We start from the raw sequence: 20,788 nt of genomic DNA on the forward strand, positions 1-20,788 counted from the left end.
CATGTGAGAACATAATAGGAACATCGACACATTGCGAACAATGAGGGTGCAAGGCGCATGCGGGCCAGGCAACAGACAGTGCTTGCCGAGTTACGGCATCAGCTTGAAAGCCTTGGCGCCGGTTCTGTGCGAAAGCATCATCTACCGTTTGGCCTTAAGGAACTTGATGCTCATCTTCCCGGTTGCGGGCTGTCCCGTGGCGCGTTGCATGAAGTGATTGAAGGTGGCATGGCGGCTGAGTTTGCCGGTTCTGCGACCCTGTTCGTGGCCGGCATTGCAGCCCGTCTCAAAGGGCCGGTGCTGTGGTGTCTTAACCGGCGAGATCTGTTTGCCCCCAGCCTCGCGGGAGCCGGCCTTCACCCTGATCGCATCATTTATGCGGAGGCCTTTCGCGAGCGCGACATTCTTCCCAGCATGGAGGAGGGACTTCGCGAGAAAGGCCTGGCTGCGGTCATCGGCGAGGTGACGCGGCTTGGTCTGACATCCTCGCGGCGTCTCCAATTGGCAGCGGAATCCTCCGGTGTCACGGCTCTTGCCCTGCGTCGTTGGTGGACTGTTGCCGAGAAGGAGCTAACCATTCTTCCCACGGCCGCTGTCACACGCTGGCGGATATCACCCTTCACATCTCAGGCGCCGCCCGCACCAGGATTAGGCCGTGCTCGATGGCACGTCGAACTCCTGCGCTGCCGTGGCGGCGAACCCCGTTCCTGGATTGTCGAGGCCTGCGATGCGAAGGGTCGTCTCGCTTTACCTGCCGACTTGGCCAACCGATCGGATCCGCCGCAAGTTCGGCGATCCGCCACGGGATAAGCCGCTTGTCACGGTGGCGACTGAGGGCTCTCGGCGGCTTCTTGTGGGTGTCGACCAGGCCGCGCATGCGCTGGGTCTGAGGCGCGGCCAAACCCTGACCCATGCTCAGGCGTTGGTGCCGGATCTGCATGTGATCGATGCGACCCCTGAGGAAGACGAGGCTTCGCTTCTCGACCTAGCCCGCTGGTGCATCGGCTATTCGCCTATCGTGGCCCCCGATCCTCCGGATGGGATCTGGATCGACATTGCCGGTTCCGCTCACCTGTTTGGAGGCGAGGAAGCGCTTGTCGATGACGTGATGAAGCGTCTGACGGCTCAGGGGATCCAGGCGATGGCCTGCGTGGCGGATGCGCCGGGCGCAGCCTGGGCTGTCGCCCGCTTCAGCATCATGAATGTCGTTCCTCCTGGACGATCCGTCGACGCTGTCGCCACGCTGCCGGTGGCGGCACTGCGTTTGCCGAGCAAGACTGTGGAGGCCTTGCATCGTCTTGGCGTTGAGCGTGTGGGTCAGCTGGCCAGCATGCCGCGAGGGCCGATGGTGCGCAGGTTCGGACGAGAAACGGCTCTGCGGCTCGATCAGGCGTTTGGGCATGTCTTCGAGCCGCTCAATCCCCTCATGCCCAAGGAATTGCCGTCCAAACGCCTCGTATTCGCTGATCCGATCGGCAGGCTCGAGGATCTGCAGGACGTAGTAAGGCGTCTGGCAGATGCACTATGCCAGACGCTGGAGAAAACAGCCCAGGGGGTGCGCCGGCTCGATTTGATTGTCGAGCGGGTGGACAAGCGCAGCATCGCCCTACGGGTCGGCACCGCAAAAGCAACGCGGGATGCCAAGCATCTCGCCAAGCTCTTTGATGAGCGCTTGCAGACGATTGATCCAGGTTTCGGCATTGATGCCGTAACCCTCTTCGCGAGCAAAATTGAACCTCTGAACGAACAGCAAATGCAGGCAAGGGGTGTCGGGGGCGAGGGCGAAAATGATGTGGACTTAAGCCATCTGGTAGACCGTCTTGGCGCTCGGCTCGGAACCAGACGCATTTATCGCCTCGCTCCGGTCGAGAGCCATTTGCCGGAACGCTCCATGCGGCAGATCTCACCACTGGCGCCGCCAACCGGGCAGACCTGGCCCGAGATCCTGCCCCGTCCGACCCGGCTGATTGATCCACCGGAGCCGGTCACAGCGACGGCATTGCTTCCCGATCACCCGCCAAAGTTCTTTGTCTGGCGGAAAATCCGGCATCGCGTAGTCCATGCCGATGGTCCTGAGCGGATTACAGGAGAATGGTGGCGCAGCGACAAGGAGCGTACCTTGCTGCGGGATTACTATCGGGTCGAGGATGAGAAGGGCGGCCGGTTCTGGATCTTCCGCGACGCACCAGCCGACCAGGGCGGACGCTGGTGGCTGCATGGGCTCTTCGCATGACTTTCTATGCGGAGCTTCAAGTCACGACGCATTTCTCGTTCCTGCGCGGCGCATCGAGCCCCGCTGAGCTCTTTGAACAGGCAAAGCTCCTTGGTATTTCAGCCCTCGGAATCGTCGACCGCAATTCGCTAGCCGGCATTGTGCGGGCCTATGAGGCTGCCAGGGAAACAGGTGTACGTCTCATTGTCGGCTGCCGTCTTGATCTGATCGACGGCACGTCGCTGCTGGTCTATCCGACAGACCGTGCAGCCTACTCCCGATTGTGCCGCTTGCTGAGCCTTGGAAAGGCGCGTGCCGGTAAGGGCAAGTGCTCTCTGACCTGGGACGACATCGAGGCCTGGAACGAGGGACTTCTCGCGATCCTGCTCGGGGATGAGGCCAACGAGACCCTCACCGCCAACCTCACGCGCTTAAGGCAAGTGTTTCAGGGCCGCGGCTACATGGCCTTGATCCGCCGCTTTGCGATAAACGAACATTGGCGCCTTTGGCAGGTGGAGCAGGTAGCGCAAGCGGCAAAGGTGCCAACTGTTGCTATAGGCGATGTGCTCTATCATCATCCTTCCCGTCGCATGTTGCAGGATGTCGCCTCCTGTATTCGCCAGGGCTGTACCATTGATGAAGCTGGCTTTCGGCTGGAGCGCCATGCCGACCGTTACCTCAAGGACCCGGGCGAGATGGCACGGCTGTTCGAGCGCCACCCGGAGGCTTTGGCGCGCACGCGCGAGATCATGGACCGCTGCGGTTTCTCTTTGGATGAGCTACGCTATCAATATCCGTCCGAGACCGAGCCCGGTGAAACGGCCCAGGAGAAGCTTGAACGGCTGACTTGGGACGGGGCGAAGCATCGATTTCCGGGGGGCCTTCCAGATAATGTCGCCGCACAACTCCGGCATGAGCTGACGCTGATCGAGAGCCTGGGCTATGCGCCTTACTTTCTGACCGTCCATTCCATCGTCAGCTTCGCCCGTTCCCAAGATATCCTGTGCCAGGGCCGAGGCTCAGCAGCCAACTCCGCCGTCTGCTATGTTCTCGGCATCACCTCGATCGATCCGGTCCGCTCGGGTCTCCTGTTCGAGCGCTTCATCTCCCAGGAGCGCAATGAGCCGCCTGATATCGATGTGGACTTCGAGCATGAGCGCCGGGAAGAGGTGATCCAGTGGATCTATGACACCTATGGCCGTCATCGGGCGGCATTGACGGCGGTCGTGAGCTGCTATCGCACCCGCGGCGCCGTGCGGGAGGTCGGCAAGGCTTTAGGGGTGCCAGAGGATGTCACGAGTGCTCTGGCCGGGATCGTCTGGGGTTGGAACAACGACGGCGTCAGCGAGCAGGATATCAAGGAACTCAAACTCAACCTGAGCGATCCGCGCCTGCGTTTGACCTTGGATCTGGCCAAGGAGCTGATCGGTGCGCCGCGCCACCTCTCACAACACCCCGGGGGCTTTGTTCTCACACAGGAGCGCCTTGATGATTTGGTGCCGATCGAGCCCGCCGCCATGGAGAACCGGCAGGTCATTGAATGGGACAAGAACGATATCGAGATCCTCAAATTCATGAAGGTGGATGTGCTGGGCCTTGGCATGCTCGGTTGCATGCGACGGACCTTCGAATTGCTCAAGGATCATAAGCGCGTCGATCTCGACCTCGCGCGGATTCCTTCCGAAGACCCCGATACCTACGCCATGATCAGGCGCGCCGACACGGTTGGTGTCTTCCAGATCGAAAGCCGAGCGCAGATGGCCATGCTGCCGCGCATGAAGCCCAGAACCTTTTATGATCTGGTGATCGAGGTGGCCATCGTTCGGCCGGGGCCGATTCAGGGCGATATGGTGCACCCCTATATCCGCCGGCGGGAGGGCAGGGAGCCGGAGACATATCCCAAGCCTGAGCTCAAGCGGGTTCTCGGTAAGACTTTGGGGGTGCCGCTTTTCCAAGAGCAGGCTATGCGCGTTGCCATCGAATGCGCCGGCTTTACGCCTTCTGAAGCCGATCAGCTGCGCCGGGCGATGGCAACCTTCAAGTTCAAGGGCGACGTGTCGAAGTTCCAGACTAAGCTCACGCAAGGTATGCTGGCGCGCGGCTACACACAGGAATTCGCCGAGCGTATCTTCAAGCAGCTCGAGGGCTTCGGTTCCTACGGCTTTCCCGAAAGCCACGCCGCTTCCTTTGCCTTACTTGCCTATGCCTCCTCTTGGATGAAGTGCCATCATCCGGACGTGTTTTGCTGCGCACTGCTCAACTCCCAGCCCATGGGCTTTTATGCACCGGCGCAGCTCATCAGAGACGCTCAGCAACATGACGTCGAAGTTCGCCCCGTCGATATCAATCACTCTCGCTGGGATTGCACCTTGGAAGAGACGGAGAGGGAAGGGCGGTTTGCCGTGCGACTTGGTTTCCGCATGGTGCGAGGCCTCACCAATTCTGATGGAGGTGAGATCCCTCTAATGAGAGCAGACCAGCCCTATACCTCTCTTGAGGAGTTCTTCCGGCGAGTACACATTCCGGTATCCGCTTTGGAAAGATTGGCGGAGGCCGACGCATTCGGTTCTCTCAAATTGAGCCGCCGTGATGCATTATGGGTGATCAAAGGGTTGAGTGATGAGCCGCTGCCGCTCTTTGCTGCTGCGGACGGTATGACACCGAAGCCTGAGGTGGTTGAACCGAACGTAGACCTCATTCCCATGACAGAAGGAGGCGAAGTCGTTGAGGATTATCGATCAAAGGGGATGACGCTGCGAAAGCACCCCGTATTCTTCCTGCGCAATGATTTGGAAAAGCAACAAGTTGTACCTTGCTCTTATCTGAAGCAGGCCCGCAATGGTTGGACAGTGACGGTCGCGGGGCTGGTGCTCGTACGTCAAAAACCAGGTTCAGCCCGAGGCGTTACCTTCATGACCATGGAGGACGAGACGGATGTGGCAAACATTGTGATTTGGCCGGATTTATTCGAGAGGCAGCGGCGTCTGATCCTGACCAATGGCATGCTTGGATGCCGTGGCCGGGTTCAGCGGGAAGGCCAGGTGATCCACGTCATCGCGCAGTGGTTCATCGATTACTCGGATCTTCTGCGCAGTGTCGGCCAGCGAGGAGGCGGTCAGCAGCCAGATTCCTTGGTGGTGTCATCGAGCGGGGTTTCGGGAATCCAGGTGAAATCACGGAATTTCAAGTAAGGAACTAACTTGAGTGACGATGTCGTGAGACTGCTCCTGTTTAGCTACCTGTGGAAACGAATATTCGCAAATTTCGGGTGAGCTACTTGCAATAGTTCAGTCCTGTACCGACAAGCCCGGCCTGTGCTTTAGGCTTTTTATTTCTGACGGCCCCCGATGAGCTTTTCCACCTTTGCGCCTTGCCGCTTTCAGGTCCAATAGCGCGGTGCTGATCAGGTTTTGACTTACGCTCAACTGTTGGCCGATTTTCGCCACTACAGGACACTTGGCGGCATCTGTATCTACCGCCTTGCCAACAACCTGATGAGGGGGCTCACAACAGATCCTTGATAAGATAATGGAGGAGGCTAGCCACTGATTCGTGATGTCGTGCAGGTGCGGGACGAGCTTGGCAATTCCTGCTCTATCGGGGTGATGTGGCTAGGCTTCACTTATGTGAGTGAGCGATCCTCATATCCAGGCGAAAACGAGCCGTGATGCAGTGTGCTTCTCCTTCTGCATCGGCCAAGGCTCGCTGGTTTCATCCTCCAGCGGAGCCTTTTTCTATTACCCGATACTCAGGAATGCACCCATAATGGCTCAGCCCTGCTGCATGATCGTTGAAGATCAGGTTCTGATCGGCATGTCCATGGAAGCCTCCCTGGAGGAAGCCGGATTCACTGTGGCGGGACCGTTCACGAGCTGCGCGCAGGCGCTGGAATGGCTAGAGCACAACAGCCCCGACCTCGCTATCCTCGACATCATGATCAAGGATGGAACAAGTTTGCAGATTGCCCGTGAACTGAAGAACCGGGGCATCCCCTTCACGGTCTATTCGGGTCTGCCGCCCAAAGCCGAGGGCCCGCCGGAGCTGCGCGGCGCTCCCTGGCTTGAGAAGCCTGTCAGCCGCGAGATATTGGCCAGCACGCTGAGATCAATCCAGGCCTGAGGCGGGCGGTTGTCGCTGGATATTAGCTATGACTCAGTCGACGAGACGGACCGTCACGTCTCTGCTGACCTCAGTGACGCAGTAGTCGTACATTACTGAGTGTTTGGGTCGCAGATCGTAAGGATCCAAGTTCTGTCGGGGACAGTTCGATCTGGAGCAGGCATATTGCGGGCTATCACGGCTGATGGGCCAGGCGCCTGCTGATCCAATCCTTGGCAACGTCCAGATCGGAAAAAGTGGGGTGGCTGACGCCATCCACTCGGCCAAAGCCCGTTTCCAGATACCAGTGGCCCGATAAAGCGCCATACTGATCACCCAGGTGGGTCAGCACCGCCATCAGACGCTGATTGCCGTTAAAGACCAACATGCCTTCTTCATCACTGCCATTGCCGACGCGAACAGGTTGAAGGGTGAGGGTCATGCCGCCGCATTCTCCTGCACCAGATGAAGATAGGTCGGGTCGAACTCGGCTGCCATCTTCAGCCTGTCCCAGTCGGGAATGGTCAGCCGTGTTCCTTGCGTGAGGATCAGTCCCTCGGCTCGCAATTGCTGGAAGACACGATTGACATGCACCGGGGAGAAGCCGAGAGCATCAGCGAACTCGCCTTGGGTAATCGGCAGGTCGCAGACATCGTCTTCGACCAAGCCCACCGCCTTCAGGCGCACGATCAGCTCGCACAGGATGTGGGCCATGCGGCTGGAGCCTTCGCGGCGGCCGACATTCACCACCCATTCCCGGAAGATGGCAGCATCGATCAGGGTCTCGCGCCAGAAGGCAGCCGTGATCCTGGGATAGCGCTCGCAGAGGGCACGCAGGTCCTCATGGGCGATGAACCCCACGCTGCACCGACTGATCGTGCTGACGCTGCTGTCGAGCACTTTCAGGTGCAAGCTTTGCAGGTCCGGGATGTCACCCGCGATGGTGAAGGAGACGATCTGGCGCTTGCCGTGAGCGGTCATCTTGTAGGCGCAGGCGAAGCCGCTCACGATCAGGCAGCTGCGAGAAGGACGATCGCCCTCGCGCACGATATCCTGATCTTCCTTGATGGTGGCCATCTGCATTGGAAGGTTCTGGAGGGCTTGCCGCTCGTCATCGGTGAGCTTGAAGATGCTCTCCAGCTTACGGATGAGCGGATTATAGTCAGGATGGAAAGATGCCTGCATGATATCGCTCCTCCTGTTGCAGGCGGGAGCGCACGTCTCTCAGTCACCCGCGCCCAAAATCACTGGCCGGTGATGCGATGACTATCGCACACAGATATAGGCCTGTCTTTGATCTATGATAGTTTCACCGGACATGTTGCAACATATTATGAGCGGCGGCGTGCATTGTCTGGGGCTCGAATAGCCGTTCCAAACGTCGTGCAAATGTGGCGTTCCCATTCTGCGGAAGAACGGCATACCGAACCAGAGGATGGTTCCCTGTTGATGCACAGCCGCAGCCGGTAAGCTTATCGATATGGTTGGTAGATTTCTGTTGCATCTGGCCTCAGGCGCGAACCCTTGGCGACAAGAAGTGGAAAAGAACAAGCAATCCACGAGGAGAGGCCCCGCGCGCCGACCAGGAAGGGTGTTGAGAAGAGTTGAGGCTGGCATGGTCGCCTGCTCAGCTCCAATCATCAGGGCGAGCGGAAGCAATGCAGGCCCTGAGAAACCAAACCCTCGGAGCTCGATTAACCGCAGGGTGCCCGATGTGGAATATTGCTCCCGAGTTTACGCCAACAGTGTGGGTCCAGTCCTCATTAACCTATGTTATACTGGCGCTCGATTCATGTCGGATGGGGCTGCATCGTCGGGTTCGGGCGATATCGCCATAGCATAGACCGCTGTCCCGACTGTCCGCTCATCCCGGAGCTGAGCCATGGGTGACCTGTCGCCGCCGCGGAACGTGCTAAGAAGTGGTCTTGGGTTCGCCTGTGGGGTCGCATGAAAGCGCACCCGGCAAAGGTCGATACTGCGAACGAGCGGCTTAGGTCCATCCTGGCTATCGTCAACGACTGCTACTTCGCTCTGGATCAGAGGTATCGCATCACCGACCTCAACCAGTCAGCCATCGACTGGGTGGGGCCAACCCAGAGCCGCGTGCTTGGCGCTTGCCTCTGGGATCTCTGCGATCCGGGTGCCGAGTGTAGCCGCGTCATACGGGAGGGTATGGAACAGCGCCGCCGCGTCCGACGGGAGGTAATGTCTGGCCTTCGGCCCGGTCGCTGGATCGATCTCCAGGTCAGCCCTTCGGCAGATGGCCTGAGCGTCTTCATTACCGATATCACGGAACGGCGTTCGGCCAAGGAGGCTCTAGAGGAACTCTCCGGACGCCTCCTAAACCTCCAGGAAGAGGAACGGCAACGAATCGCCGAAGAACTGCACGACTCGACGGCACAGCATCTGGTCGCTGCTGGTCTGAACCTTATGCGCATGAAGCAGTATGTTTCTCCAGGCGATGGCGGGAAACTTCTCAACGAGACTGCAGACCTAGTTGAGGAAGCCGCTCGAGAGCTCCGGGCTTTCACCTACCTGCTGCACCCGCCCAGCCTGGAGAACGGCGGGCTTGCTGGAACCGTGCGGGACTTCGCTGCGGGTTTTACGCACCGAACAGGCCTGTCAACGACCGTGCAGGTGCCGGAGATGGCGAACCACCTTCCCTTCGACATCCAGCGCTCTCTCCTCAGAGTCATCCAAGAGGCACTGACAAACGCCTACCGACACGCATCGGCTTCGCGGCTCGTCGTCGACCTGCGGACAGGTCGAGGCATCCTGAAGTTGCGGATCCTCGACGATGGCTGCGGTTTGGCACAGGCCGTCAGGAAGATGGCGCCAGGCGGGCCACTACTGGGCGTCGGTGTTGCGGGAATGCGGGCGCGTCTGGTCCGGTTCGGCGGTGACCTCAAGTTTCTGAGCGACGGTAGGGGAACTATGGTCATCGCTACCCTTCCACATGCCTCCTCCTCTCCCGCGTAGCGTCCCGCGGATGAGCCCCGCAACAACCCTGCGAAGACTCCGTCAGACTCTACTGCACCCCTTCTCTGAGCCGGCTTTGCCTCAGGCGCGCCTTGGCGGGTTGGTCTAGGCCCTGCGGTGGCATAGGCACAGTCCCATCGCCGGGTCTTGGCAGGGGCCGTCTGGTCATGATCCGAGAAGCTCGCCGACGCGGGTCATGTGCTTGTGATGAGGCAAGGCGATCGGTGATGCGTCCACAGCCTGGGCAATCGCCTACAGAGGTGCACTCGCGAGGGCCGATACTAGCATCGCAACCGCCAGCAGACGGAGCATGAAACGGATGAAGGTTTCGCGCATCATCCTGGAGACATCCTGGGGCGGCGCACCTCGCATGGCTCCCGAGCATGTTCAGCTATTGGATGGATAATTGGGTAACGCACCTGGGACCAATTGTCTCTCGACGCATAGGGTACCCCCCTATATTACGTCTCTACAGGAGATGATGTGCCATGTCCCACATTGTTAAAGAGAAAGCCAAGCTTCTTGCTCGTGTCCGCCGCATCAAGGGACAGGTTGAGGCCATCGAACGGGCTTTGGAGGAGGAGATCGGCTGCGCGGACGTGCTGCAACTCGTCGCCTCCGTGCGCGGAGCCATGAACGGTCTGACCGCTGAGCTGATTGAAGACCACATCCACAACCACGTCCTGGGAGCCGCGGACGATGTCGAGCGGGCTCAAGGGGCGGAGGAACTCATCGAGGTGGTACGGACCTATCTCAAATAGCTGGAGCCCATGGAAGAACCCTTCGGTGGACGTCCATCCATTCATTGCGAGACCTTCAATGCATACCCATTCCATTGCCTCCTGGCAGCATGACCATGTCTTCCTCGGTGAGAAGCACGATCGTCACGAGCGTCGGACGTGGTTTGTGGTCGCCCTGACCGCAGCCATGATGGTCGCCGAGATCATTGCGGGAACGATCTTCGGCTCGATGGCTCTGGTCGCCGACGGCTGGCACATGTCAACCCATGCCGCCGCACTTGCGATCGCAGCCCTGGCCTACCGCTTTGCCCGTAAGCATGCCCACGACCCACGCTTCACCTTCGGCACCGGCAAGATGGGAGAGCTTGCCGGGTTCTCCAGCGCCGTGATCCTGGCGCTGATTGCGCTGTTCATCGCCTACGAGAGCGTCACGCGACTGTTGTCCCCGGTAGCTATCGAGTTCGGCGAGGCGACGGCGGTCGCCGTCGTTGGTCTGCTGGTGAACCTCGGCAGTGCTTGGTTGCTCTTCGACGAGGACCATCATCACGGTCACTATCACCACGATCACGGCCACGGAGCTAATCATTCTCACGCTCATGACGATCATGATGGCCACCATCACCACCGCCATAACCATGACACGAACATCCGCGCGGCCTACATGCATGTCTTGGCTGACGCGTTGACGTCGGTGCTGGCCATCGTGGCGCTGCTAGCTGGCTGGTTCTATGGCTGGACCTGGCTCGATCCGATCATGGGGATCATCGGTGCGCTGGTAATCGCCCAATGGTCCTGGGGTCTGATCTGCTCGGCCGGTGCCGTTCTGCTGGACACCGTGCCCGACCGGACGCTCGCGGCCACGATCCGCGCACGTCTGGAGACCGGTGGCGACCGTGTGACCGATCTCCACTTGTGGCGCCTCGGCCCCGGACATAGCGGATTGATTGCCGTCTTGATTTCTGACGATCCGCGCTCCCCGACTGAGTACAAGGCAAAGCTTTCTGGGATCGAGGGCCTTTCGCACATCACGATTGAAGTGAACGCCGACAATCATAGGTCACATCAGACGGTCTGAGGGACATACCAACGCCGCTTGACCTTGCCATCATAGGAAGGAGCAGGGTGCGTGCATCGACACTTCGAATCGGAGACCGTGCCATGTGCGGATGCAGCCCCCACCAGAGCCAAGCCACCCCCCTTGTCGAGCATCAGGCGGACACCCTGACCCTACGGGTCGAGGATATGACCTGTCACCACTGCGCCGGCGCGATCAAGAAGGCCATCGAGACAGGCTTGCCTGGCACGAGCGTCGCGGCGGATCCGATCTCCAAGCTTGTTGCGATCCGTGGCAGCACCGATTTGCGTTCCATTAAGGCCCTTGTGACCGAGGCCGGTTACACCCCGGTCACAGCTTGAAGGAGGCTCCCATGTTGGATCGCCGCGGTTTCCTGACCCTTCTCGGCACTGCAGGTGCGGTCCTGACCGTGACGCCCGCCTGTGCTGAAGTCGGCTTGCCTCAAGTCGTTGTGAGCAAGGATCCGTCCTGTTTATGCTGTGCGGGCTGGGTTGAACACCTGAAAGCAGCCAGCTTCCCCGTCGAGGTTCGCGAGACGCTGGAGATCAACCGGGTGAAGATCCAGCTCGGAGTGCCCCAAGACCTTGCGTCCTGCCATACGGCGGCGGTGGGCGGGTACGTGATAGAAGGTCATGTCCCGGCAGATGCCATCAAGCGGCTGCTCACTGCAAAGCCTCAGGCGACAGGTCTGGCTGTCCCCGGCATGCCGGCCGGGTCGCCGGGCATGGAAACTCCTGGGGGCGAAAACGATACTTACGATGTCGTGTTGTTCGGGCCGTCGGGCCGAACAATCTTTGCTCGTTACAACGGCTCCCGGGTCCTTTGAAGGCCGCTCCGCAGCACGGATGGCGACCATTTAAAGCATAAGGTTGACCCGTCGTGACTGCGGAACGCGGCTATCACAAGCCGTGTTCCAGATAGGGTTCGGAAGTAATGCCGGTCGGTCGTCGAGCAGGTGGGATGGAAGCACCAACTTCGTAGTTAGGACAGCCGGCACCCCATTTCGCCGGGGTCATTTATGGAACTGAGAACAAGCGCTCGACTGAGATCAGGCGCTTGCCGTAGCCCCGTTGTCAAAATAGCAAATCGTACACGCCTGTGACGACGTCAACATGCGCTTCGAGCCGCTCCTCCGTGCTGGACGCTTGTTGAAGAGCAAGATCATGCTCGTAAAACAATTGATCGTAAGCATCGACAGGAGGTGGATCCGCCGGCGTACCCGTAATCGTTCCGTCCTCGGTGCCGGCCGAATAATCAAGCCCGCCGTAATTGCCGTAATACAGCCCGTTGTCGCCAAAGTGGAAGGAACTCAAATTCGGAAGCATGGTCACATCTCCAATTCCCTCAGGTAATCCATATGCTTGGTTTCCTTTGTGTCAAAAGATGGGTCACTGAGCTGTAAGAAGTTGCCTGATGACAGTACGTCGCGTGACAGCCGCACATGGCTTTTTCCGATCACATGGGCCCGACGCGTCGATCCAGGCAAGGGCGAGAGCAGCAAGGGCCGCTGGCACGGCGATATAGTCAAGTCCCGCCAACTTCTCCTTGATAAGAGTGAGGCGCTTTGTCGCCCGTCACAGTCGTTCCCGTAGTGGCAGATGCATCGTCTCGGACATGCCCTCGACTCGAACAGGATCGTAATCCCATGGCCTCATGCGTAGGTCATCGTTCTTCTCCCAGGTTTAGTGCAGCGGCTCGATTTCCAGAGAGCTGCGACGGGTCATGCTGTCGGCCTTGGTCCGGGAAGCGACCTTGTCGTTGAATGCCACGGTGAACCGTCCCTCCTGGGTCGGCAGAACTACTTCTTGCTATTGGTTAAAGCGCAACTGGGAGGTGAGCGCGGGAGCAAGGCTGAAGATGGTCGTCGCAACGGCAAGATTTCGTCCCTTCGTCATGAGATAGCCCCCAGCATGTACAGGAGAACGCCAGACGCCGAACAGGCGACCAGTGTTGGAATCATGCCGACCTTGAATCGGAACATCGCCACTATCGCTGCCATTGAGAGAAGTAGCGCCAAGACATCGACACTTGCGAGCACTGGAGCATCAAAGGATAGGCCGAAGCTTCTGACAGGTCGCATCTCACGGAAGACTGCGTGGATCGCGAACCAGATGGCAAGATTCAACACCACGCCGACGACTGCCGCGGTGATGGACGATAAAGCTCCATGCAGGGCCGGATTACCCCGAAGCACTTCGATGAACGGTGCTCCGAGGAAGATGAACAGGAAGCATGGGACGAAGGTCACCCAGGTAGCGAGGAGCCCCCCGAGCACCCCTGCCGTGAGGGGCGACAGTGCGCCGGGATCTCGAAATGCGCCCATAAAGCCCACAAACTGGAGGACCATGATCAGGGGGCCGGGCGTAGTTTCGGCCATGCCGAGTCCATCGAGCATTTCGCCGGGCTGAAGCCAGCCGTAGTTCTCGACCGCTTGCTGAGCGACATAAGCTAAAACCGCATAAGCACCCCCGAAGGTCACGACCGCCATGGTCGAGAAGAAAGTGGCGATCCGGCTGAACACATTGTTGGGACCGAGCGTCGCGAGGAGCACGGCAACGGGAATGAGCCAGAGGGCAAGGCAGACCGCCGAGACACGCAGCGCCCGCACCATGGTTGGGCGCGCATGGTCGGGCAGTTCCTCTCCTAACAAAGCATCAGCGTCAGCCACCTCCTTACCGTCTTTGGCGGCAGCATGACCACCTCCGACCTGAAAGGCAGACACTCCAGCGCGCCCACCGATGAAGCCCATCGCACCTGCGACGAGGACGATGACCGGAAACGGAACGCCGAAGAAGAAGATTGCGACAAATGCTGAGGCAGCGAGCGCGACCATGATCCGGTTCTTCAGGGCCTTCGTCCCGATGCGCACCACTGCCTGAAGAACGACCGCGAGCACGGCCGCCTTGAGGCCAAAGAACAGGGCCGCGACGATACCAACCTTCCCGAACAGGGCATAGACGATGCTGAGCGTCATGATCGCCGCGACGCCGGGCAGGACGAACAGCACTCCAGCGAGGAGACCGCCGAGCGTACGATGCATGAGCCAACCGATATAGGTAGCGAGCTGCTGCGCCTCGGGTCCGGGCAGAAGCATGCAGTAGTTCAGAGCATGCAGGAAGCGGTTCTCGCCGATCCAACGCTTTTCCTCGACGATGATACGATGCATGACAGCGATCTGACCCGCAGGGCCACCGAAGCTGAGCATCGCGACGCGAGCCCAGACTTGGAACGCCTCGCCGAAGCTGATGCCATGTTGTTCCGCGCCGAGTTTCCCGCGTACTTTTGCAGTTGTTGGTGCATCCATCATGTCAGAATCCAGGCTTCCTAACGGGCCAGTTGTGGGTTTCCTCTGTCGCGTCCCGACACCAGCGGTAGAATGCATCATATAGCGCCATCCCAGCTTCGAGTTGTTCGAGGTCATCGGCGTACATACGAGAAAGTCCAAGCGAGATGGCTAGCAGTCCCGGCGCTTCAGGTGCCAGGTCAAGACGGGCCGTGTCGGCCCCGCGTACGATAGTAGCAAGACGCAGCAGCGGTTCAGTCCCAAGGCCGAATTCCTCGACCATGATGTCGAAGGTACATTGCTCGCCACGATGACTCCAGAACACGTTCTCACCTTCGATATCGAAGGGTGTCCCCTCGAAACGCTCCGCGACGGCTGGAACCTCGGATGGGGAAACGAACAGAAAGACGGCCTGCGGGTCGACAAAGCGGCGAATGAGCCAGGGGCATGCAATTCGATCAATCTTTGGGCGGGCTCGTGTTACCCAGATGGTTCGACCTTTGGTGTCGCGGGGTGGTAGCTTGACCTCCGGAACCATGGGGAGACCCGCCTGCGCCCATGCCAAGGCGCCATTTTCCAGAGAGTCCGCCTGTATCCCTTCGTGACGGAGCCACGCAGCCGCACCCTGACTGAGCTTGAGACCCTTTTGGCAGATGACGATCACTGATCGACCCGTAAACTCATGTGCCCAGTCGGAAACGGCTTTCCACGGGCGACGGATCGCTCCGGGAATCAGCCGTGGATCCGCCGCAAAATCTTCATCCGTCTGGATGTCGATAAGAACCGGGCACTTGGGCGTACCGATCAGGCGGGCGAGTTTATCGATGGAGATGGTGTTGATTGACGACATAAGACGCGTCCTTGCTTAAGGAGAGCTGGACGCGATTCTTGGGCATGGCGCCTCGTGAGGGGATCGCAGCCCCCATGAGACAAGTAGGCGTCATTCGTCGGATTTTGTCAACCGGCGCAACGCGCGGATGCCAATGGTGCGCTTCATCCCCGTCAGGCGTACTCGCGCCGTCTGACGACCAGTGAGCCAAAGGTTCGGAAGTTCCAATAGTGGCTATTCGCCAGGGTAGGGAGGAGAACCCGTATAGCCGCGACGTTTAGGCAGAGCACTTGTTGAACCAGGAACGGGCATGGATTCAAGGATTGCCACGCCAAGCCATCGAAATCCAGGGTGAAGTCCGCTATGGCTAAGTTCGATCAATAGCATCGCCTTGGAAGCTTCGATGTCAACCCGAACCGCCCATTGCTCGTGCGATCGATTGCAGATCCATGTGCACGGTGCGCCTCGCGGCGTCGGTATCTGTCGCTGCCTGGCATGTCAGCGCCGAACGGGCAACGCCTTTGCCCCATCTGCGGTTTTTGCTGGGTCATATGAAATCACAGGTCAAGCTACTGAATGCGTTCGTAGTGGCGATAAAGGAGCTCAATTCCGGGAGCGCTTTTACCCCGGTGTGGGACGTCGCTCTTTCACACCGAGCAATGCAGCTGAGTACTCCGGTGATTGTCTAGGTACGACGCCGTGATGAGCGGATCGCAAGCCCCTGCATATCTGAAGCGCTGAGGCCGCACCTAGCCCGTTCTCATGGCCGGAAGCAGGGCGGCACCAGGCATGGTCTTGAGCCAGATCGGCCGCAGGATGCGCAATCCCGCTGTCCGCTGCCATTCCTGAATGGCCTCGACCGAACATGTGCCGGATGCGCTGGTCAGAGCGAAAAAGACGTCCAGCACGGCTCCGAGCCTGCGGTCCGGACGATTTGCTTCGGTCGGAGAGGCGATCCGGATAGCGTCCATAATCATCAGTACCCCGCCGGGCCTGAGAGCACGGGCCACCTTTTGCACCAGCCGGAGGTTTTGTTCAGTATCGAAGTGGTGGACAAGATTAGCGATCAGCACCGCGTCATAGATGTCGGCCCCAAGATCATCGTCAAGCGCGTTCCCAGCCACATGAGCCACCCTGTGTCCCATGCCCTCCCGCGCCAGGATCTCGGCCGCGGTGGGAATGGCTTCCGGCAGCTCCAGGATCGTCGCCGTCAGCTCTTGATGACGGCGGCACAGCTGGACCGAATAGAAGCCATGGGAGCCACCGATATCGAGGAGAGTCTGTGCCCCTGCGGGCATGCGGGCCCGCCAAGCCACTTCAGTCGCAGGCGCTGTTGAGAAATCCCGCATGCCCCATTGGTAGCGGCGCCACTCCTCGGCACGGAGCGTCCGGTGCATATCCTGGGCGATCCCGTCATACAGCCACTGATCGAAACCTTCCGTCCATCGCCATTCGACCTCCTGGAAGTCGAGCTTGTGCACTAGCGTATACGGACTATCTGCCAGGAGCCATTTGCGGGACAGCCGGTTAAGTTCATACCGCCCATTTCGGTACTGGAGGTAACCGTGAGCTAAAAGGGCATCCAGCACCTTGCTGGTCGCGCGAGGGTTCGTGCTGCGCAAGGCTGCGATCTCCTCGGCTGTACGTCCTCCATCCTGCAAGGCTTCGAAGAGACCTGCCTTGGAGGCGCACATGATAATTTGGGCGAACTGAAACGCTGCCTGGGTATCTGCCAGCGGCTTTGGGCCAAGGTTCAGTCTGAGAGCTAACCACTCAAGGACGGTTTCAGCATGAGCCCCTAGCCGCATTGCACCTCAATCCTCTGAGACCGATCCATGAATAGAGGAGTTAAGCTTAGTGCCCGTCGACGAAATCTGCGAACAGAGAATGACCGGGTTTAATCTTGAAGGCACTTTGTCATGTGCTGACCAGCTTTAAGCCGCTCCCGGAATACCGTCGCTCCAGCTAACAGCGCTCCCGCCAGTGCGAAGGCAGCTGCCAAAAGCCAAGCTTCATTGATGGCGAGAGTGAGGGCGGCCTTCTCGACGAGTGGCCGCAGAAAGGCTTGCACGAGCGGGCTGTCCGGAGCCGGATGAGGTCCCGCGAGCAGATCCGGCGATAGACCCATGAAGACGGCCGCCGAACGGTCGTCCGCCTTTAATCGGTTGACGAGATCCTGTCCGTATTCAGGCACCCGAGACCAGATCACCGTGTCGATCAGCGCGATTCCGATCGCTCCACCGAGATTGCGCATCAGATTGAACAGGCTGCTGGCATCCAGAACCTGCTCCGGATCCAGATGTTCGAGCGCCAGCCGGGTTGGGGGCAGAATGCACAGCATGATGGCCGAGCCGCGGACCACCTGCGGCCAGAACATGCTGGCGAAGTCTGTCTGCGGGGTCTGTCCGGTGCTTAGCCACAAGCCTGCGCAAAACAGTGTGAAGCCTATGGTGGCGAGAAGAGCCGTAAACCCACGCCGCTCGATCCAGACCGTCAGCGGCGCGGCCACCAGTTGGGCGCTTCCGGTGACCAGCATGATCAGGCCGATCTGGAGCGAAGCATGTCCTCTGACGAGGGCGAGGAACACCGGCATCAAATAGACCGATCCATAGAGCCCGATTCCAAGCAGAAAGCTTAGACTGCACCCGATCGCGAACCGATCGTCGGCAAAGAGCGCGAGATTGACGAGCGGCCTTGGGCTACGGAGCATTCGGACCGTGAAAGCAGTCCCCAGAACAGCACAGAGTCCAAACGCCGGAAGAACCGAGCCGGACAGCCATCCCTGCTTTGGAGCCTCCTTGAGCCCAATCTCCAGGGCAGCCAAAGCAATTGCGATGCAACCGACGGATATCCAATCGAGAGTCCGAAAAAGACTTGTTTGAGACCTGTGCCGGGGAAGACAGATTGTGCCGACGAGAAGCGCGATGAAACCCGGCAGGATATTAATCAGGAAAAGCCAGTTCCAGGAAAAGCGTGTGGTGGTCCACCCACCAACCACGGGACCCAGCGTGGGAGCCAGGACTGCCAAGATCCCCGCAATGGTCGTCGCCAGCCCTTCGGCTTTGCGGGACAGCAGGAGAAATACAGCGGAGAACACCATCGGAATGAGAGTGCCGCCGCAGAATCCCTGCAGGACACGCCACGCAGTTAATGTGGCGAAGCTGGAGCTCGCAGCGCATCCGGCCGAGGCAAGAGTGAACCCACTGATGGCCAGTATAAAGAGCCAGCGGAACGTCAGGGCGCGAATGAGCCAACCTGTCAGCGGAATCGAGATGACCTCCGCAATGAGGTACGCCGTCTGAATCCAGCTCATTCGATCCGGGGAAATCTCGAGGGCTGAGCTGATGGCCGGCAGGGACGTCGCGACGATCTGGATGTCAAGGATAGCCATGAACATACCCAGCGCCATGGCGGCGAAGCCGAGCCAGGCAATCGGAGAGGCATCGTCCGATCGGTAACTGGACAACATGGATTTAGTCCCATAAGCAGCGGGAACTGGACGACACGCAGCGGAACTTCGTCGTCAGGGCTTACCCAAAATGGCTTGAGAGGATCCCGGGCTAGGCTTGACCTACTCCCAAACCTTTCGGCACATCAACACGCCAGATCCGACATTATTCGGTCCTTTGAGCAGTAATGCTGCTAGCTCCAATCAGCCTCGCCGCCGCGAGTTTCGGTACGGTTAGGCCATTATATCGAATAACTTCCACTGCCTCGGGGTTCCTGATGTGTTGGATGCACTCGAGGAGGTCTTGATGAAAGATTGCAGCAAAGACACGCATCGTCCCGGTTTGCTGAGTGGCATTTAGCTCTGCCGCTCAGTATTGCTCTGCTTCACACACCCGCTTTTGCGTTGGGAGGCGGACTGCTGATCGGGTGGGGAATTCTGTCTCACGTAACCACTCCGGCTCTGGTGGGCTTTTGCATCCTGGCCGCCTTCCTGTTCTATGCTTATTTGGCCGAGGCCAACGATTTCACCGATGAGAGAGATGGATCCGGGACAGGAGGCATGCATTGTACCAGGCAGATGCGTCTTTACGCACAAGAGCATCCTGGAACTGTTCGCATTAGCAGCTCATGGGCACAAGTGGTCCAGAAGAGGTCAAGACGGCTCTCGCCGGGCACTTGTCTCGGCTTTGGCGCTATGGGCTGATCCTGACCGGCCGCCGCGATGAGGCGGAAGATCTCGTGCAGGCGACCTGTGTCCGAGCTATTGAACGGGAGCACCAGTTTCAGCCCGGCACACGGCTCGATCACTGGCTGTTCTCGATCCTACGTTCCATCTGGCTCAACGAGGTGCGCGCGCAGCGAATTCGCCGCGGGGAGGGAATTGTTGATGCGGAAACGGCCCTTGTGGTCGACGGGGCAGGCCAGACCGAAGCGGCTGTTCTGGTCCATCAGGTCTTGAGAGAGGTCGCGGCGCTGCCAGACGCTCAGCGTGAGACGGTCCTTCTCGTCTATGTGGAAGGCATGGCCTATCGGGAAGCAGCGGCCATTCTCGATGTTCCGATTGGAACGGTGATGAGTCGCCTGGCCGCCGCACGCGCCACTCTTGGGAAACTCAATATGGGGAAGGAGCGGAGTCACGACGTGCGAAAGGGAAACGACGCATGACCAACGCGCACGACAACGATTTGCCAACTGACGAGGAACTCGTCGCCTACCTCGACGGGGAACTCACATCTGACACCTATGGTCGAATGGTCCGGTACCTCGCAATCGATCATGATCTCCAACGGCGTCTGATTCTGCTATCCGGTGGCCAGCGTCCGTTCCGTGAAGCTTTTGCGCTTTTACTTGAGCAGGCTCCTCAGGCAAATCTCAAAGCCACGCTCGCTAGCCTTCCAGGACCAGTGGGATCCTCCGAGGTTGTACGTTCGCCTCGAGGCTGGGGCAACACCGCGAAGGCCATGGTCGCCGGCCTACTTCTCTTTATGGCCGGTCTAGGGGCTGGCTGGCTCGCGCCAGCGCTCAATCAAAGGCTATGGGAACAAGCGTCAGATGAAGGTGCATCGGCCGACAACTGGCGGCAGGCTGTTGCAGAGTATCTGACGCTCTTTACGGCAGAGACGCTGGCCGTCATACCCGACATTCCAGCCGCCCAGGAGCAGGAGCTTGCGGCTGTGGGAAACAGGGTGGGCCTCAAGCTTTCCCCACAAATGATCTCCCTGCCGAACCTGTCCTTCAAACGGGCGCAGTTTCTCGAATATGACAACAAGCCGCTTGGGCAACTCGTCTATTTGGAGCCTGGAAACGGGCCAGTGGCGCTTTGCATCACTGCGGATGTAACTTCCGGAACCGACTACCAGACTGAGCAGAGACAGGGCTTCAATATCGTCTACTGGTCTCGTGGACGCTACAATTTCATGTTGATCGGACATATGCCAGCGTCGCGTCTGCAAGAATACGCTGGCGTCCTTTCATATCGCCTCAAATGAGGGGCGCTGGACGCGCTGCATTAATTCGGCAACCGGTTCAGGGGCTTCTGCAAAAGCAGCGGACTATACCTCATGGAACCCGTTCGACAGACGGTCCAGATTTGGACCGGGCTCAGGGCAAATCGAGGGCCGCC

The 20,788-nt window shown here is 59.2% G+C and carries 19 protein-coding genes; 12 read left to right on the forward strand and 7 right to left on the reverse strand.

Features of this window, described 5'->3' with window-relative positions:
• Window positions 1-57: 57 nt before the first annotated feature.
• The 4 genes from LJD17_RS18265 to LJD17_RS18280 all read left to right on the forward strand — a co-directional run bounded on the left by LJD17_RS18265 (window position 58) and on the right by LJD17_RS18280 (window position 6,331).
• Window positions 58-810 (forward strand): ImuA family protein, encoded by a 753-nt coding sequence (locus tag LJD17_RS18265; protein WP_406600841.1) that lies wholly within the window; start codon window positions 58-60, stop codon window positions 808-810.
• Window positions 728-2,233, forward strand: coding sequence for a DNA polymerase Y family protein (locus LJD17_RS18270; RefSeq protein ID WP_227385646.1), 1,506 nt, complete (start codon window positions 728-730; stop codon window positions 2,231-2,233). The genes LJD17_RS18265 and LJD17_RS18270 overlap by 83 nt, the downstream gene beginning before the upstream one ends.
• Window positions 2,230-5,403 (forward strand): error-prone DNA polymerase, encoded by a 3,174-nt coding sequence (locus tag LJD17_RS18275; protein ID WP_227385647.1) that lies wholly within the window; start codon window positions 2,230-2,232, stop codon window positions 5,401-5,403. The genes LJD17_RS18270 and LJD17_RS18275 overlap by 4 nt, the downstream gene beginning before the upstream one ends.
• A 574-nt stretch (window positions 5,404-5,977) precedes the next feature.
• Window positions 5,978-6,331: a response regulator gene (locus LJD17_RS18280; RefSeq protein WP_227385648.1), complete on the forward strand. Its 354-nt coding sequence runs from the start codon at window positions 5,978-5,980 to the stop codon at window positions 6,329-6,331.
• 175 nt (window positions 6,332-6,506) lie between these two features.
• Here LJD17_RS18280 and LJD17_RS18285 read toward each other — a convergent pair whose 3' ends face one another.
• Entirely contained in the window at window positions 6,507-6,752 is a 246-nt protein-coding gene (locus tag LJD17_RS18285) for a hypothetical protein (protein ID WP_227385649.1), read from the reverse strand.
• Complete coding sequence (locus LJD17_RS18290; RefSeq protein ID WP_227385650.1) at window positions 6,749-7,495, reverse strand: Crp/Fnr family transcriptional regulator; 747 nt, start codon at window positions 7,493-7,495, stop codon at window positions 6,749-6,751. The genes LJD17_RS18285 and LJD17_RS18290 overlap by 4 nt, the downstream gene beginning before the upstream one ends.
• A gap of 762 nt (window positions 7,496-8,257) precedes the next feature.
• Between LJD17_RS18290 and LJD17_RS18295 the strand changes: the two genes are divergently transcribed.
• The 5 genes from LJD17_RS18295 (at window position 8,258) to LJD17_RS18315 (ending at window position 11,930) form a co-directional block, all read left to right on the forward strand.
• Window positions 8,258-9,289: a sensor histidine kinase gene (locus LJD17_RS18295; protein WP_227385651.1), complete on the forward strand. Its 1,032-nt coding sequence runs from the start codon at window positions 8,258-8,260 to the stop codon at window positions 9,287-9,289.
• 488 nt (window positions 9,290-9,777) lie between these two features.
• Complete coding sequence (locus LJD17_RS18300; protein ID WP_227385652.1) at window positions 9,778-10,050, forward strand: metal/formaldehyde-sensitive transcriptional repressor; 273 nt, start codon at window positions 9,778-9,780, stop codon at window positions 10,048-10,050.
• Window positions 10,051-10,108: 58 nt separating this feature from the next.
• A complete protein-coding gene (gene dmeF, locus LJD17_RS18305; protein WP_227385653.1) occupies window positions 10,109-11,104 on the forward strand; it encodes a CDF family Co(II)/Ni(II) efflux transporter DmeF in 996 nt (331 codons plus the stop codon).
• Window positions 11,105-11,187: 83 nt separating this feature from the next.
• On the forward strand, window positions 11,188-11,445 hold the full coding sequence (locus LJD17_RS18310; protein WP_227385654.1) for a heavy-metal-associated domain-containing protein: 258 nt from the start codon (window positions 11,188-11,190) through the stop codon (window positions 11,443-11,445).
• 11 nt (window positions 11,446-11,456) lie between these two features.
• Window positions 11,457-11,930, forward strand: coding sequence for a DUF411 domain-containing protein (locus LJD17_RS18315; RefSeq protein WP_227385655.1), 474 nt, complete (start codon window positions 11,457-11,459; stop codon window positions 11,928-11,930).
• Window positions 11,931-12,177: 247 nt separating this feature from the next.
• On the opposite strand, the gene LJD17_RS18320 is transcribed toward LJD17_RS18315, so the two are convergent.
• The 3 genes from LJD17_RS18320 to LJD17_RS18330 all read right to left on the reverse strand — a co-directional run bounded on the left by LJD17_RS18320 (window position 12,178) and on the right by LJD17_RS18330 (window position 15,237).
• Window positions 12,178-12,429, reverse strand: coding sequence for a hypothetical protein (locus tag LJD17_RS18320; protein ID WP_227385656.1), 252 nt, complete (start codon window positions 12,427-12,429; stop codon window positions 12,178-12,180).
• A gap of 566 nt (window positions 12,430-12,995) precedes the next feature.
• Window positions 12,996-14,408, reverse strand: coding sequence for a chromate efflux transporter (chrA, locus tag LJD17_RS18325; protein ID WP_406600844.1), 1,413 nt, complete (start codon window positions 14,406-14,408; stop codon window positions 12,996-12,998).
• A 4-nt stretch (window positions 14,409-14,412) separates the two neighbouring features.
• Window positions 14,413-15,237, reverse strand: a complete 825-nt coding sequence (locus tag LJD17_RS18330; protein ID WP_227385658.1) for a chromate resistance protein ChrB domain-containing protein — start codon at window positions 15,235-15,237, stop codon at window positions 14,413-14,415.
• Between the two features lie 382 nt (window positions 15,238-15,619).
• Here LJD17_RS18330 and LJD17_RS24450 point away from each other — a divergent pair, with 382 nt between their 5' ends.
• The gene (locus tag LJD17_RS24450) at window positions 15,620-15,919 is read left to right on the forward strand and encodes a GFA family protein (RefSeq protein ID WP_455030628.1); all 300 of its coding nucleotides are present in this window, start codon (window positions 15,620-15,622) and stop codon (window positions 15,917-15,919) included.
• Between the two features lie 46 nt (window positions 15,920-15,965).
• On the opposite strand, the gene LJD17_RS18335 is transcribed toward LJD17_RS24450, so the two are convergent.
• Window positions 15,966-17,024 carry a class I SAM-dependent methyltransferase gene (locus LJD17_RS18335; protein WP_227385659.1) on the reverse strand — a complete coding sequence of 353 codons (1,059 nt, stop codon included), beginning with the start codon at window positions 17,022-17,024 and terminating at the stop codon, window positions 15,966-15,968.
• 89 nt (window positions 17,025-17,113) lie between these two features.
• The gene (locus LJD17_RS18340; protein WP_227385660.1) at window positions 17,114-18,685 is read right to left on the reverse strand and encodes a DHA2 family efflux MFS transporter permease subunit; all 1,572 of its coding nucleotides are present in this window, start codon (window positions 18,683-18,685) and stop codon (window positions 17,114-17,116) included.
• 608 nt (window positions 18,686-19,293) lie between these two features.
• Here LJD17_RS18340 and LJD17_RS18345 point away from each other — a divergent pair.
• Both LJD17_RS18345 and LJD17_RS18350 read left to right on the forward strand, forming a co-directional pair.
• Window positions 19,294-19,830 (forward strand): RNA polymerase sigma factor, encoded by a 537-nt coding sequence (locus LJD17_RS18345; RefSeq protein ID WP_227385661.1) that lies wholly within the window; start codon window positions 19,294-19,296, stop codon window positions 19,828-19,830.
• Entirely contained in the window at window positions 19,827-20,654 is an 828-nt protein-coding gene (locus LJD17_RS18350; protein ID WP_227385662.1) for an anti-sigma factor family protein, read from the forward strand. The genes LJD17_RS18345 and LJD17_RS18350 overlap by 4 nt, the downstream gene beginning before the upstream one ends.
• Window positions 20,655-20,788: the final 134 nt, after the last annotated feature.

It is taken from the genome of Microvirga rosea (assembly GCF_020595095.1).
In the GTDB taxonomy this organism is placed as follows: domain Bacteria; phylum Pseudomonadota; class Alphaproteobacteria; order Rhizobiales; family Beijerinckiaceae; genus Microvirga; species Microvirga rosea.